The organism is Nocardia arseniciresistens (genome assembly GCF_046764875.1).
GTDB lineage: Bacteria > Actinomycetota > Actinomycetes > Mycobacteriales > Mycobacteriaceae > Nocardia > Nocardia arseniciresistens.
Genome location: NZ_JBKORD010000008.1, coordinates 21,624 through 35,591, shown reverse-complemented (window position 1 = coordinate 35,591; position 13,968 = coordinate 21,624). Strand labels below are relative to the sequence as shown.

Annotated in this window: 15 protein-coding genes; 6 read left to right on the top strand and 9 right to left on the bottom strand. The window is 62.7% G+C overall.

Features of this window, described 5'->3' with window-relative positions; all coding sequences use genetic code 11:
- The first annotated feature begins 1,421 nt into the window (after positions 1-1,421).
- Both ACLMAJ_RS15980 and ACLMAJ_RS15975 read left to right on the top strand, forming a co-directional pair.
- On the top strand, positions 1,422-1,811 hold the full coding sequence (locus ACLMAJ_RS15980) for a hypothetical protein (protein ID WP_412014480.1): 390 nt from the start codon (positions 1,422-1,424) through the stop codon (positions 1,809-1,811).
- Between the two features lie 1,587 nt (positions 1,812-3,398).
- Positions 3,399-3,575, top strand: coding sequence for a hypothetical protein (locus ACLMAJ_RS15975; RefSeq protein ID WP_412014479.1), 177 nt, complete (start codon positions 3,399-3,401; stop codon positions 3,573-3,575).
- A 188-nt stretch (positions 3,576-3,763) separates the two neighbouring features.
- Here the strand turns inward: ACLMAJ_RS15975 and ACLMAJ_RS15970 are convergent, their stop codons facing one another.
- From ACLMAJ_RS15970 to ACLMAJ_RS15960, 3 genes are all read right to left on the bottom strand, one after another.
- Positions 3,764-4,342, bottom strand: a complete 579-nt coding sequence (locus tag ACLMAJ_RS15970; protein WP_412014478.1) for a hypothetical protein — start codon at positions 4,340-4,342, stop codon at positions 3,764-3,766.
- A 196-nt stretch (positions 4,343-4,538) separates the two neighbouring features.
- A complete protein-coding gene (locus ACLMAJ_RS15965; protein ID WP_412014790.1) occupies positions 4,539-5,303 on the bottom strand; it encodes a pentapeptide repeat-containing protein in 765 nt (254 codons plus the stop codon).
- 60 nt (positions 5,304-5,363) lie between these two features.
- The gene (locus ACLMAJ_RS15960; protein ID WP_412014477.1) at positions 5,364-5,717 is read right to left on the bottom strand and encodes a hypothetical protein; all 354 of its coding nucleotides are present in this window, start codon (positions 5,715-5,717) and stop codon (positions 5,364-5,366) included.
- 576 nt (positions 5,718-6,293) lie between these two features.
- On the opposite strand from ACLMAJ_RS15960, the gene ACLMAJ_RS15955 reads away from it, so the two are divergent.
- On the top strand, positions 6,294-6,815 hold the full coding sequence (locus tag ACLMAJ_RS15955; RefSeq protein ID WP_412014476.1) for a hypothetical protein: 522 nt from the start codon (positions 6,294-6,296) through the stop codon (positions 6,813-6,815).
- A 116-nt stretch (positions 6,816-6,931) separates the two neighbouring features.
- Here ACLMAJ_RS15955 and ACLMAJ_RS15950 read toward each other — a convergent pair whose 3' ends face one another.
- The 4 genes from ACLMAJ_RS15950 to ACLMAJ_RS15935 form a co-directional block, all read right to left on the bottom strand.
- Entirely contained in the window at positions 6,932-7,492 is a 561-nt protein-coding gene (locus ACLMAJ_RS15950; protein WP_412014475.1) for a recombinase family protein, read from the bottom strand.
- Between the two features lie 153 nt (positions 7,493-7,645).
- Complete coding sequence (locus ACLMAJ_RS15945; protein ID WP_412014474.1) at positions 7,646-9,541, bottom strand: SEL1-like repeat protein; 1,896 nt, start codon at positions 9,539-9,541, stop codon at positions 7,646-7,648.
- Between the two features lie 35 nt (positions 9,542-9,576).
- A complete protein-coding gene (locus ACLMAJ_RS15940; protein WP_412014473.1) occupies positions 9,577-10,041 on the bottom strand; it encodes a hypothetical protein in 465 nt (154 codons plus the stop codon).
- Between the two features lie 461 nt (positions 10,042-10,502).
- Positions 10,503-10,907, bottom strand: a complete 405-nt coding sequence (locus ACLMAJ_RS15935) for a hypothetical protein (RefSeq protein WP_412014472.1) — start codon at positions 10,905-10,907, stop codon at positions 10,503-10,505.
- Between the two features lie 322 nt (positions 10,908-11,229).
- Here ACLMAJ_RS15935 and ACLMAJ_RS15930 point away from each other — a divergent pair, with 322 nt between their 5' ends.
- A complete protein-coding gene (locus ACLMAJ_RS15930; RefSeq protein WP_412014471.1) occupies positions 11,230-11,715 on the top strand; it encodes a hypothetical protein in 486 nt (161 codons plus the stop codon).
- A gap of 159 nt (positions 11,716-11,874) precedes the next feature.
- Here ACLMAJ_RS15930 and ACLMAJ_RS15925 read toward each other — a convergent pair whose 3' ends face one another.
- Positions 11,875-12,306 (bottom strand): hypothetical protein, encoded by a 432-nt coding sequence (locus ACLMAJ_RS15925; RefSeq protein WP_412014470.1) that lies wholly within the window; start codon positions 12,304-12,306, stop codon positions 11,875-11,877.
- Between the two features lie 719 nt (positions 12,307-13,025).
- Positions 13,026-13,205, bottom strand: coding sequence for a hypothetical protein (locus ACLMAJ_RS15920; RefSeq protein WP_412014469.1), 180 nt, complete (start codon positions 13,203-13,205; stop codon positions 13,026-13,028).
- A 35-nt stretch (positions 13,206-13,240) separates the two neighbouring features.
- Between ACLMAJ_RS15920 and ACLMAJ_RS15915 the strand changes: the two genes are divergently transcribed.
- Both ACLMAJ_RS15915 and ACLMAJ_RS15910 read left to right on the top strand, forming a co-directional pair.
- Complete coding sequence (locus ACLMAJ_RS15915; RefSeq protein ID WP_412014468.1) at positions 13,241-13,606, top strand: hypothetical protein; 366 nt, start codon at positions 13,241-13,243, stop codon at positions 13,604-13,606.
- Positions 13,603-13,836, top strand: coding sequence for a hypothetical protein (locus tag ACLMAJ_RS15910; protein ID WP_412014467.1), 234 nt, complete (start codon positions 13,603-13,605; stop codon positions 13,834-13,836). Before ACLMAJ_RS15915 ends, ACLMAJ_RS15910 begins: the two co-directional genes overlap by 4 nt.
- Positions 13,837-13,968 lie beyond the last annotated feature (132 nt).

Sequence of the window (13,968 nt, the reverse complement as noted above, 5' to 3'; positions counted from 1 at the left end):
GATCCGAAGGGTGGTCGATCGACGAAGACACCTGGAACTATCTGAGCTACCAGGAAAGCGGAAGCTGTGCCAGCTCGGTGTCGACTGTCACTGCGGTGCCGGGGCCATCAGCGGGCGGCGTTGCCATCCGAATCGGTAACTTCGCGCCCTGATCTGCGCAATTTTCGGAGGTCGGCCACCTCTGCGCCGTCCTGAGTACGCAGTAGCGAAGCTGGCCCGTGCCGAATTCACCCTGTTCGCTATTTCGTCGAGATCGTCATCGAACAAATCGGCGTAGTAATCCAGTGCCGTACTGGGCTTGTCGTGCCCGAGCATCCGACGCACGCCGAGCACGGGAGCGCCTTCCGAGACCGCCAAGGATGCGGCCGTGGAACACCGGAGTTCTCAGACGCTCACTCAGATGCACCAGACGAAACTGCCGAGGGGGAAACACCACGTAGCTGATCCGAATGATCCGTCGACCGGAGCGATAGAGAACGACGGAGGCGCCGCGGCAGTCGAATCGGCAGTGGCTGCGGGCGCAGCGAAGACGAGCAAAGGCGCGGCAACAACGGTCGCGACTAGGGTTTTGACGATATTGCTGGACATTTCGCTTCCTTACAACGAGCTTTTGACGTCCGCGTAGTAGGCCGCGCTGCCGAGCTACCGGACTGGGGCTGCGAGTGCGTTACGTGCCGAATCGACTTTGCGACACGCGATTCACTTGGTGAAGTACATGATGCGTTCCGATAGGAACGCGCATTCAGGTCGGCCGACAGTTGCAACATCGACCGGACCGAACAAGACGTCATTGGCACCGCGGAAGGCGTCAATAACAGCTTACCGCTGGCTACCAGACGATTCAGCCGGAACGCGAACATTTAGAAGATAACTTTCCTGTTTAAGTGAGCGTCTGAGAACTGCGTCAGGTGCGGGCGACAGCAAACCTCGAAAGCCCAGGTGGGGATGGTGAAGTCAACGACGCCACCATCCACCAACCTCGGCAACTAGGACATAGTGCGCTCTCCTGAAGCGCGTCGCAGGGTCGAATCCTGCCGAGTACCGGCACCTGCAACTCTCCCTGAAACATGAACCACGACAATGGAATTGGTCGGTAGTGTCGTTGCACTTTGCCATCTCTCGACTCCCTGCCTGCTGCTAGAACACACTCGCAGAACTTTCCAGCTGTCTTGAATCAAGACTTTGGCCGGACCCGGCTGGTCGCCGGGTTGACGCCACGGCTGGCGAGATCAACTGAGACTGCTCGGTAGTGCCGATGACCGAATGGCATGGGCCCAGCACCGCCCGGGCAGGGCCACTAAATCCTGGTGGGCTTCAACCGGCCTGCGCGTAATGGCCTTCACCTGTTGCACCGCATCGCCGCGTTGTCGACTTCCTGCGATCCGGTCTGACCGCGTCCCTGGGCAGCGAAGGCCGTATCCATGGACTGCGCACCATACATCCACGAGGCCGTCCTTCCGACTGGGATCGTCTCGAGTCGCGGCGACGGCAATGCAAGCGTCATTGCCGTCGATCTCGAGCAGCTCGATGTGAGGCTGACACTGCAGCAGGCCGACAAGCTGGGCATCTGGAGAGCGACAACCGATTCACCCTCGGCCCAGCCCACAGCTGTCTGCGATCTCGCCACGATCGGAGTGGCCTTGATGACCGCAGCGTTGGAGTACGTCAACGCGGTGGTCGAACTGGTCCTGTTCCATCGCCCGACCGACGACTCGACAGCACACCCGATTCTCGGCTGCTCATCACCCGACTTCCCCGTCCCTGCCCCGCGCTCAACAGAATTACTGATCAGGCGGTTCTTCGGTTGGTGATGTCCGCGTCCGAGGAACGGTCAATCCTCGGTACGGGCCGACCCCGTAACAAACCTGAGTGTCTCCTCGACCAAAGCGCGTATTTCTACGATTTGCAGACGAGATCGGACGGGAACGCACAGGAACAGACGGGCAGCTTCAGGACTATCAAATAGCCATCTACCTGCGGTCACGGGAAGAGTCGGGCAACCTGCGGAAACGCTGTGCCGACTTCATGACCGACAAAGCCTATACCACCGCTGACCTGGTCATCTTCTGGGTCCACCCATGCTTTCTACGATTTGCACACGATCCACAACCCGAGTGTCGGTGCCGAATATTCCCCGACGCGGTCCACCAAGGGGTCTACGACCAGGCCACAGAGGCACGGAGTTAGCGCGTCGGAACCGCCACTTCGCCTCGACGCGGCTCATCCGAGGTATCGACCGGAACGGATCCGCCGTCTTCGAACTCACGGCGACAGCGGATGGAACACACCTGCCCGTGCACGGTCTCCGCCTACCGAATCGGACTACAGCGTTCCACTGCGTCGAACGCTGGCGCCGCGCGAAATCGACGGCCAACAAACCTGACTCCACTCGCAACGCTGCGGGGCGATCTGACCGGATCCGCACCCGGGTTCGTCTGGATTACCTGAATCCCGTAGCAGCGCCAGCCGGGCCTGGCGGCATCATCAACCTGTTCCAGCGCTTCCCAATGCGGCCGCACAATGAAGGTGGCATATGGCTGACCACTACATCTGTGCCATCAGCGATGCCCGAGTAGTGGTTTGGTACGTGAACCTTTTCGACGAATGGTGCCAGTGTGGAGGCCACCGGGTTTGCAACGACCATCGGATTCCGTCCAACTCCTCCATGCCGATCTCCAGATCGATGAGGTCTGCACCTGTGAAGTCGTTGAAGACCCTGCACACCCCACCTGATTCGCAAGTTCCCTGGTCGCCAGAGATATGTGGCTTATGTGAGCTGTAGTGAGCTCGGCGGAGAATGGCGTCGGAACCGTTGTCTCGGTGTTGAGATCGACCACGTTGCGGAGTCGCTGCGCCGACTTCGCAACGTGGTCGGCGAGGTCGGCGAGGTCGGCAAGCATTTTCTGGATGGAGGGGAGTTCGTCTGTTTGCTGCGCAATATAGAGGCTCATGAGCGGCCTGGCGTGAACTCCGCGGACCAAATCGTTCACGACACACGGCGAACCGATAGCGCTGGTCTCGAAACCTTGGTTTCGAGACAGGATCCGGCGACACCCTTGCCTCCGAAGGACTCCCAGCTCACGAAGTCCCGAAACCTTGTCTCGAAGCTGCCGAGCAACGCGCGAGGCGCCCGCCGAAAACGCCGGTTCGGGCGGGCGCCTCATCATGCTCGGGCCGGGTCGGCGGGCAGAGCGGAGGGGTCGCGTAGTACTCGCCGAAAATCGGGCGGATATCGGAGTAACCGCAGCTGAGGGCGCTATCGGTCGTGACGCCGGGCCCGAAGAGGCACCACCGATAGATCACCCCACTAGGGGATGTGCCGAACTTCGTTGGACTCTCGGCGATTACTACCGGAACCCCAACAGCTCGGCGTCAGTGAGCGGTCGATCCGGAACATCGTGGCGGAACCGCGAACCGACTACGAAGCCCGGACACGTGCCAAAGAACAACGCGCCCAAGAGCTGCGTGCCGCCGGGATGAAGTACCGACAGATCTCCGCCGAGATGGGGATCTCGATCGGATCGGTTTCGGTACTGCTACATCCGCGGCGAGCCGACATCGCGCATGCCAGCTGAGGCTATGAAATGCTTCGGGTTGCCGACTGCATCAAAATGGTGATCCGGCCTCGAAAATGACAGTTTTCTGACCGCCGATAAGTGAACATTTTCGACGGCGAAGCTCCTACAAGAATGGGCGCGCAGGTCTTCCATCGGATCGTCACTCAAGGGCAATGAGCAGCACGGATTCGCCGAACGCAGGGAGTCTATGACTCGAAGGTGATATCGAAATGCGCGCCCAACCGATTGAGTGCCTCCGGGTCGCCGAAAACGGCTCCCCCGCTGACATCTTCGTTTTCGGCGTCCACGGAACAGAATTGTTCGACAGCGCCGGTGGAAAGCGTGGTGAGGGAGGTGGCGAAGACGAGAGTGGCCTCGAAGTCTTCCTCCTTGTCGCCAGGGTAAACCCGCCAGGACTTGGTGACGCCGTTGCAGTCGAAGTGGAGCTTCCAGTTCGCGTCGGTCTCGACCAGCCGGACGTTGGTGATGGCCACCATACCGCGGCTGCAAGCGGCGATCGATTGCAGTTCAGCCTTGTACCATTCCCGCCGCTCGTCGTCGGTGCACTCGTCGATGCCGCGAAATGTCTTGTAGTCGAGGGTGTATCGGATTCCGACCTCGCTGAGCAACTCAAGCACGGCACTCTGCTCGGTGTCCCCGTAGTAGCTCAGTGGCTCGTCGAGCGATTCCATCAGCAAGGTGTGCTGCGTGGGTGTGTCCAGGTCGACAAGACCGAGTTCGATGATCAGGTCAACGACCTCGCGGACGGTGCGTTCGGACTCCATCGAGCCTTCCTCAGGGTCTTTTGTTTTGGTCGGTCAAAGCGAAAGCAGAGGGTATCGACCCATGGGTCGATACCCATACCGCAGTTATTCCCTTTTCTGGGGGGCCAGCTCCGTTTGGCGTCGGTCAGCATTCGAAGGTACTGCGAGTGTCGAGAACCGATCAATTCTCAACACCCAATGCCTCCTTGGCCGCTGGTCACGGTGTCGGTACCGCAGGCGGCCAATCTTGGGGTTCGACATTCGCTGGTTTGCTGGCACCGTCCTCGCGCCAATCGAATTCCGGTGTCGGCGGCCCCCACTGTCTCGGCTCGGTGAAAACGACTCGCCCGGAACCGAAGTCGGTAGCGGCGAAACTGGTCCGGCCCGCGAACGTAACTTTGTCGAAATCGGTGTAGCCGCGGAACGTGGCCCCGCCGAACCCAGTGTCGCCGCTGAACGTAGCCCCGCTGAACTCGGCGTCGCCGCTGAATATGGCGGCCGCGAACTCGGTGTAGCCGCGGAACGTGGCCCCGCCGAACCTCGTGTAGTCGCTGAACGTAGCCCCGCCGAACCTGGTGTCGCCGCTGAACGTAGCCATGCCGAACCTAGTGTCGCCGCTGAACGTAGCCCCGTCGAACCTGGTGTTGCCGCTGAACGTGGCCCCGTCGAACCTGGTGTCGCCGCTGAACGTAGCCCCGCCGAACCTGGTGTAGTCGCCGAACGTAGCCCCGCTGAACCTCGTGTAGTCGCGGAAAATGGTCGCGTCGAACCTGGTGTCGCCGCTGAACGTAGCCCCGCCGAACCTGGTGTAGTCGCCGAACGTAGCCCCGCTGAACCTCGTGTAGTCGCGGAAAATAGCCCCGCTGAACTCGGTGTTGCCGCTGAACGTAGCGCCGTCGAACCGGGTGTTGCCGCTGAACGTGGCCCCGCCGAAACGAACAGTGCCGCGGAATGTGGTCTTGCTGAAGTCGAGGTTCTCCAGATAGATCGTGCGGAAGTCGAAGTCGCTGGCCGACCAACTGTATTCGGCCTCAGGTCGCAGTTAATCGGCGATGACGCGGAAAATGGTCGCGCGGACCTCGTGGTCGTTCTGCCGGTACTCGAAATGCTGTTCGTTCTCCGACCCAAATTGTTCTGGGTCGCGGTGCTTGCAAATGTTTTTGGTTTGGTGGTTGCGACCGAGCTCGGGACTATAGGGCAGACGGAGATAGCCGCACAGTACGTCGATGCACTGCTGGCGGCGCAGCCCATCGGATTCGTCGGCAACACCGGCCATCGCGTACACCCCGGCGATTCGGACCGCGACATCGGTCGCGCCGAGCTGCGTGGCAGCGGCACCGAAGCGATCCACGAACCGGCTCTGCTCCACATCCCGCTGGCGGCGGTAAGCGATCACCAACGCGACCTATTCGACACGCACATGGAGTTGGCGCGGCCGGAACGACAAACCGAAGCCTGCTGCCCCGGCACTTCGAGCACCGGTGTCGGAGAATCGTTCGGTTCTCCGACACCCTGCCACCGTTGAGTGCTGCGGTCTGGAAGCCCAGGTCGGCCGAACCGGGCATGTGTCGATAAAACGTGTCGAAAGTATTGGTGTCCAATAATTCTTGTCGGCCCTTTCTACGACAGTTCTCGGCATGGCCACGCCACACGCACAGACGCCAGTTTCGCGCAGGCGTGCTTACGAGAGCCGTTCAAGCCCCTGCGTGACCGGCCCGAGCCGCTCCGGCGTCGCCCGGACCGGCATCAGCCACACCCGCCGCGGATCCACCCGCACGTTCCGGGGCGGGCTCAAGTGCCGGTGGCCGCATAGCGCTCATCGCTCATCGCACTCACCCGGTCTATGCGATCGACGCCGGCGACACGCACCTCGCGCCGCGAGTGTCGGGATTCCGGAGCGCGGTCCCCGACACAGAACTAAACTCGCCGGCAGCAGGGAGTTTGGACCCGGAGCGCCGAGAGGGGCACCAGGATGACCAAAATCTCCGGATTCGAATGCCGGATCGTCACCGGCGATGTCGACGGTGCCGGCACAGATGGCCGCGTCTACCTCGGCCTCGCAGGACGCGAGTTCGGCGTCAACTCACGCTTAGACGACTTCGAACGCGGCTCCGACCGGAGCTATGTCTTCGGCCTAGCCCCCGCCAAACAACTCGACCAGGGCATCCAGTGGGAAAACCGTGTCCGCGCCTGGGACAGATATGTGTACGGATCGAGTGTCGAAGATGGGAACGACCCGCGTGTCGGCTTCAAACTCGACACCGCGAACCTGTCCCAGAGCCCGGCCTACATCCGCTTTGAGACGGCAGGCTCCAACCACAGTTGGAATCTTGCCGACGTCTGGGTGATCGTCTATACAGGTACCGACCGCGACTACACGCTGCTGGGCGACCACTTCCTGGCCGCGGCCGTCTTCCACAAACCGGATGGCCTCAAAAACCTATGGTTCGGTGACAATTACGGCAAAATGCTCTTCTTGACGAGAAACGCATAGTCACCTGTCGAGACTCGGCGATCGCAATCGACGTCACCGATCCACGTCCTCCAGGGCGGCGCGCCCGAGCCGACGAGCAGTAGTGGCCCAAGGTGTGCCGGTGATCGGGTGAGAGTTCAGGCGGTGGCTGCCGCTGCCCGCAGGTAGGAGTAAACGGTTTCGCGGCTGACGCCGAACTCCTTGGCCAGCGCGGCTTTCGACACTCCGCCGGCCGCGCGGGCGCGCAGTTGGGTGGCATGCTCGGGAGTGAGGGCGGGTTTGCGGCCGGTGTAGGCGCCGCGGGCCTTCGCCGCGGCGATGCCCTCGCGCTGGCGCTCGAGGATGAGGGCGCGTTCGAACTCGGCGAAAGCGCCCATCACGCTCAGCAGCAGGTTCGCCATCGGTGAGTCCTCCCCGGTGAAGGTCAGCGACTCCTTCACGAACTCCACCCGCACCCCCTTGCCGGTCAAGGTGCGCACCAGACGCCGCAGATCATCCAGATTGCGGGCCAGGCGATCCATGGAGTGCACGATCACGGTGTCGCCGTTGCGGACGAACGCGATCAGCTCGTCCAGCTGTGGGCGTGCGATGTCTTTCCCGAAGGCCTTGTCGGTGAAGGTGCGCTCGACCTCGATCCCGTCAAGCTGCCGCACGGTGTTCTGATCGACCGTGCTCACCCTGATATAGCCAACGCGCATAACCGACCCTCCCGAGACCCAATGCGTCAAGTTAAAGTCTAAAAATCAGGCGGACATGTGTCAAGAAATGCAGAAACAGACTCTATTCTGACGCTTTTCGGGCCGGTCACCGCCGTGGCGTTGGGGTTGTACCCCAACTTGACAACAGCTTCGCTACTGATCACCGGCGGCCTTGCGGTACCAGGACTCCGCCTCCACGACCGCACCCCGATCATGGAGCAGGTTCCCGAGGTTGACCATCGCGAGGGGGTGGTCTAGGTCGGCGACCTTGCGGTACCAAGACTCAGCCTCCGCCAGGTCGCCCCGACCCCGGAGCAGGCTCCCGAGGTTGTACATCGCGTCGGGGTGGTCGAGGTCGGCGGCCTTGCGGTACCAGGACTCAGCCTCCACCAGGTCACCCCGACCTTGGAGCAGGAACCCGAGGTTGTACATCACGGCGGGGTCGGCGAGGTCGGTGGCGGCGGCCTTGCGGTACCAAGACTCAGCCTCCACCAAGTCACCCCGACCCTGGAGCAGGCTCCCGAGGTTGTGCATCGCGGCGGGGTCGGGGTGGTCGGTGGCGGCGGCCTTGCGGTACCAAGACTCAGCCTCTACCAGGTCACCCCGATCATGGAGCAGGAACGCGAGGTTGACCATTGCGACGGGGTGGTCGAGGTCGACGGCCTTGCGGTACCAGGACTCAGCCTCCACCAGGTCACCCCGACCTTGGAGCAGGAACCCGCGGTTGACCATCGCGTCGGGGTGGTCGAGGTCGGCGGCCTTGCGGTACCAGGACTCAGCCTCCACCAGGTCACCCCGATCGTGGAGCAGCCTCCCGAGGCTGTACATCGCAGTGGGGTGGTCGGTGGCGGCGGCTTTGCCGAACAGTGTGATCGCGGCGGGTGTGTTGTCTCGTTGGTAGGCGGCGGACGCGACCGCGCTCAGGGTGTCGGGGTCAGCGTTGTGGGTTGCGGTGTGCCAGAACGTTTCCGGGATAGGTCGTGGTGTGCGGTGGTCTTGTCCGTCGTCGGCTGCGACGAGGTAGTCGAACGCGCGGTACCCGCGGGTCTGTTCGTCGAGGTAGCTGGTGTGCAGTGCCGCCGCCCGCCCTGCCCCTTCCGGGGGTGTGCGTGCGGCCTCGATCGCAGCGCGGACCTTCGCACCGGTGGTGTCGATTTCTGGTCGCTTCACGCGGATGCTGTCCACTACGAGCTCGGTCAGGGTGGGTTCGGGGATGTGGTCTGTCCGTCCGATCCGCGCCCAATCGATGGCCACCTCGATCACCGTGCGCTGCACCGGGTCGGCGGCTTTGGCGTCGTCGTAGCGTTGCAGCAACTCCGGTGCGCCGGCCAGGATCTCCCCCAGCCCATGGCCACCGAAATTCATGTCGGGGTAGGTGCGGGCCGCGGCGGCCTGCTCGTCGGGATCCTCGCTGGTGGAGGCCAGGTCGATGATCAGGGCCTGATCGAGCAGCCGGAGGGTGTCACGCTGGAGTTCACCCTCACCACGCAGCCGAGCCCGCATCTCCGACCGCAACGTCGCCACCACCACGGTGCGACCGGGGCGTGCGGTGAGGCGTGCCAGCAACGCTGGAGTGAGCGGCTCGGCGGCGTTCAGGTAGTCGTGCAGGTCATCGAGCCACACCACGATCAGGTCATCCGTGGTGGCGAGCCGGGGATGAGTGGCGAGCTCACCCACACACCCCAGCTCCGGCCACAACACTTTCGCCGCCGAGTCGCAGGTGCGGATCGCCTCGAACAAGGTGCGCGTTTTTCCCGCTTTCGACGGCCCGACCACGATCACCAACTGGGCACCGCCCAGCGCGGCCGCCAACCCGGCATCGACCCTATTACGGGTCCGTGCCACATACCGGTCGTGGTGGCCTTCACGCTGGGCGCTGCCGAACGCCGAGCTCGTGGCGCCCAATAGGTAGGGGTTCACCTGCGCGACCGTCGGCAGATCGCCGGGACCGAACCACCGGACGAGCGCATGTAGCGGTCGCGGGGACCCGGGCCCCGGACCGTTGATGAAATCGCCGTGGAAGGTGTTCCCGGAAAAGAGAGTGATCACACTCGGCAGGGTGGGACGCGCGGAGGTGCCGGGTTTCAGGTCCGCGCCGTGGTGGGGTCCGGGGACCCCGGCCCTCCGGCTTCCACCCCGCTGATCTTCGCCTCGCCCGCGATCGTCGTGCCGGTGACCCGGACCCCGTCACCGGTGGACTTGATATCGGAGATCTCCAACGCAGCGGCCACGAGATCGCGCACGTCCACACCGACCACCACGTGCGGGTGATGGTGTTGCACCGCTTCCAGGAGCGCGGCCGCGGCCGCGGCCAACTCGGTGTCACCGGCGGCGCCCGCGTCCTCGAGATCCTCAGCCAACGATTCCTTCTTGGCTTCGGACTCTGGTCGGCGTTCCACCGCTGTCACGTCCACATCGCGGTATTTGCCCGAGATCAGGTTCTTCAACCCCGCATACGCGTCTTTCACCGCCTGGGTCGCTGTGTCAGCTACCCCTGCCACCGCCCCCGCGGCAATCGCTGAAACCACTACCGCTGTCACAGGATCCATCCCCCGATCCTGCCAGAGTCCTTATCTGCGATAGCTCCTTAGCGTGACTCTTCTTGCGAATGTTCCCAGACTCCCAAGAAGTTGATGTTCCGCTGCGTGCCGGGGAGAGATGGGCCAGTACGGTCGGTGCCTTCGCGCTGCCGACGACACTTGAGCGGGCATGACTGACCTCATGGAGTCGAGACACCCTCCCGCGTAGCCGAATTCGAACCGAACGGCTGCGCGCAGATCGGAGAGCCCGGAACATGAGAAATGTCGACTTGAGGGGGATACGAGGAGCCCTGGCTAGAGGGATCTCGTTACGGTTTACTCACCGGTCGGGTCAGGGCGAGTCGGGTTTGGTGGATCTAAGCGGTGGTAAGCGCTGGGAAGCCAATGTGCAACAAAGTCCCAGCGGGGTGTTCCCCCGACCACGAAATCAAGCTGCGCCAGTGTCCCATCGAGCGAATGCCGCGCGGCGTTCACGAACGCGATCTGGGCTTGGTAAGCGTCGAATGGACTTGCTCGTACTCGGCAGCGACCTTTGGCTCGCGAGCGATCAAGATGAGCAACTCTTCGATCGCGGCACGGATAGGCAGTGTCGCTGCACTAACATCCGTAGGAGCCACCAGGCTGAGCGCCGCCAGGGAGGCATTGAACGATTCCCAATCGGCGGTACTACGCCGATTGGCCGCATACGCCTCGCGAAGGTCGATTTCGACCTTGCCGTACTCCTGGAGAAAGGTGGAGTACGCGACCGACTGCCTATCTCGCATCAGGTGACGATCCTGGCTCTGACGGCTCACCCGACCGCCAGCGAATATGCCCGCCAATGCCGTGACAGCTGCCAGTCCGGACGTGGCCAAGACTGTCCAGAGATCCGCCAACTGACGCCCCACTCAAATCGAGACCTATTGAACACCAACGATACTCGCCCACCGTGGTGACCATTGATCGAGGTGCGCTCATCCTCGGTGCCCGGACGAGGATTTAGCGCTCATGGCAGTCGTAGGTGGTGCCGCTCCAGGAGCCGATCGCGCGCTAGCGCAGCAGTCAGACCCTAGGGAACCTGTCTCACCAAGGCTGGAAAGGAGAGGGCTGTCGAAACGTATCTCAGGCCGCCCCTGCGCAGGGAGCGCTGCTGCAGTTCGCCGATAGACTCCGGGTGTCGGTGGAGGGTTCGCCGAGAATGACGCGAGGGGGAGGCAAGTGACCGCAGCGCTGTTGGCGGCGATTGCAGGCATCGTCGGCATCACAATCGGGCGGCTCTGGGATACACGCGCCGAGTCTTCTCGATGGCGGCGAGACCAAACGACGACCAGCTATCAGCGTGTGGTCGAACAGTTCCAAGTGACATATGAAGTCATCCGGACGATCGCTTTGGCCGAGCCCCACACCGACTCGTTCCAAGCTTTGGTCCATGAGGCGCGTATCGACGCGTTCAAGCCGTGGGACAGCGCCTTCGCCGCGGTATGGCTGCATGGATCCGCCAATGTCGTTGCTTCCGCCACAGCGTTGGATCGAGCCATCACCAAGCTGTGTTCGGATGCCCAAGAGCGTCAGTTCACCGTTGAGGACTGGAACCAGGCCCGGGTACCCGTGCGTGAAGCATTCGAGCGCTTCATCGATTCGGCTCGCCGTCAGCTGGGCCTTCCACGTGCACCCGTCAGGTTCTTCGCGGAGCTGTCCAACTGATCCGTAGCCAGCGGTAAGCGGACCCCCTGCGAGCCGAGCGATCCCCGGCCGCCGGGCTGTAGAGGCGGTACCCGCCTGCGACAAGGGCGCCGCCGGGCCGGACTCAGCGGCATGTGAACCTTATCGGTGGTCAGACAAGCGGCCTTGGTGGCTGTGTGATCAGGACATAGCCGCTTTCGGCACCTGACCATCCGGAATACCCTGGGGTGCCTCCTTTTTCGAATCGACCGGTTCCAGGGGGCTGAGTGTGGTCTTCAAGCGTTCGGTGTCGAGGTAGGTGACCTTGCGTGTGAGCAGCTCGCTGTGCCAGCGGTCTTCCGCCACGTTTTTGGCGATCATGCTGTGCGCGAGGCCGAGGGTTTCCAGTTCTTTCAGCCCGCGCTGCCAGGTGTCGTCTTTGATGGCGTGATTCTTGCGATCGGTGACTGAGACGTGGACACGGTCAGTGTCTCTGCCCATGGTGATCAGCCGCAGGATCAGGTAGACGAACAGGGCTCGGGCGGACATCACGTTGATCCAGCCATGCGACCACAACTCGATGGGGATGGTGATGTACGGCGCCGCGGTCCGCGCGCCACATCCATCAAACACACAACCAAAACGGGGGGTTTACGGGGGGCAGGACCAGAAATAGCAGGTCAGGCCCAGTCATTGACTGGGCCTGACCTGCTATTTCTGTGGAGCTAAGGGGACTCGAACCCCTGACCCCCACTCAGCAGTTCAAGTGTCTATGACCACCGCCGGGCCAGCCTACAGCTGGTAGTCGGCTTCAATCCTCAACTGACCGCGCGAAAACCGCAGGTCGTCGCCGTTCCCAAGTTCGATGTGCCCCGCCGAGGGCACGAACCTGCGACACCACTTCAGGACCAGCATTCATCCGAGATTCCTGGTTCTCGCCTCGCCTGAAGTCCGGACGTTGGCGCACCTGGATCCCGCCATCCCGTTCATGCGCTACCGGCCACCAAAGCGCGTATTTCTACGATTTTTCTACGATTTGCAGACGGGATCGGACGGGAAAGCACAGGAACAGACGGGCAGCTTCAGGACTATCAAATAGCCATCTACCTGCGGGAACAGGGAAATCACGGGAAGAGTCGGGCAACGTCGGCAACCTGCGGAAACGCTGTGCCGACTTCATGACCAATAAAGCCTATCCCAGCCTTGACCTGCACATCTTGGGGATATCCCCCCGTTGTCTACGATCCACAACCCAGCGGCGGCCCTACGGTATTCCCAGAGCCCGCTCCGCGGCACCTTCCCCGACGGTCAGCGCCGCGGCATGTTCGCCGAGCTGTGCTGCCCGACCTCAGCTATCGCGGCGGTGGATCTTGCGCAACGGCAGTCGCGGCGTCGACGAAGTCTCGGATGACGCCGCGGTGGTCGTCCTTGCGCCAGGCGATGGCCATGACGCTCGGCCCGAGGCCGTTGACGGGTATCGCGCCGAGTCCGGGCCGCCGATAGATCGCGGCGTTGCCCCCGGAGAGCAACACGATGCCGCTGAAGACTGCTCCCGGCCGCGACCGCGGTGATCGCCCTGATAGGTGCCGGATGCGCCGACAACCACCCATCGCAAGCCGCGGCCTCCGCGAGCGAAACCGGTGCGGCCGCGACGCCTGATCAGCAGGATGATGGACACCGCAGGCTCAACCAGCTCGTCGGCGAATGGTCCGGCGCGAAGTCGACCTTCGTCGCGGGCGGCACCGCGAACAACCCGGTGAAGCACGACATCGTTTCGCGCTGGCACTGGATCACCGAGACCGGCAGCAATTTCCTTCAGGAAGAGGCCGAAAGCAACGTCGGGAGTGAGCCCTACTACCGACTCGGCCTGCTCGGCTATTCCCCACCGACGATCGTTATGAGTGGACGACCGTTGACAGCATCACGCCCATGACGATGGGATACCGCAGTACGCCGAAAAGCGGTGGCAGCGCGGATATCTCGATGAACGGCGAGTTCACCGACCCTGGTGTCCTCGGACCGGAGTTCGTCGGCAAGACGATCCCGATGCGCACGCTGATCGAACTGGATACACCCGACAACGCTGTGATGGAGATCTACTTCTACCCGCCAGGGCGACCGGAACTGCTCGCCGACCGTGTGGTGCTCACCCGGCAGAAATAGCTACAGCCCGGGTGGGTCCTGCACAAGCGTCGGCACTGTCTCTCTTCCCACCCCTGGGATGCGGTTCAGCGGCGCGCGGATATCGATCCCGCAACAATAGAAGCCCCGGTGGATTCGGATATTGCGCACCCG